This is a genomic window from Blautia sp. OM07-19 (assembly GCF_003481595.1).
Taxonomy (GTDB): Bacteria; Bacillota; Clostridia; order Lachnospirales; family Lachnospiraceae; genus Blautia_A; species Blautia_A intestinihominis.
In genome coordinates this window covers 1-214 of record NZ_QULA01000090.1, presented here as the reverse complement: position 1 = coordinate 214, position 214 = coordinate 1, and the positions used below count along the sequence as shown (strand labels likewise).

The 214-nt window shown below is 46.7% G+C and carries 2 tRNA genes (1 of these 2 cut by a window edge); both read right to left on the bottom strand.

Features of this window, described 5'->3' with window-relative positions:
- Positions 1–41, bottom strand: a tRNA-Glu gene (locus DXC01_RS19955) (it extends 69 nt beyond the left edge of the window).
- A gap of 12 nt (positions 42–53) precedes the next feature.
- Positions 54–126: transfer RNA gene (locus DXC01_RS19950), tRNA-Asn, on the bottom strand.
- Between the last annotated feature and the right edge of the window lie 88 nt (positions 127–214).

Below are 214 nucleotides of genomic sequence, written 5' to 3'. Positions count from 1 at the left end.
GCCGTGAAAGGGCGGTGTCTTAACCGCTTGACCATGGAGCCAGGTATAAAAAACTCCCCCTGTTGGACTCGAACCAACGACACTGCGGTTAACAGCCGCATGCTCTACCGACTGAGCTAAGGAGGATTATTAGAAGATATCATATCTTCAAAACCACATACATGTTGACTAAGCAATTATATCATAACCAAGCTTGTTGGTCAAGCCCTCACCC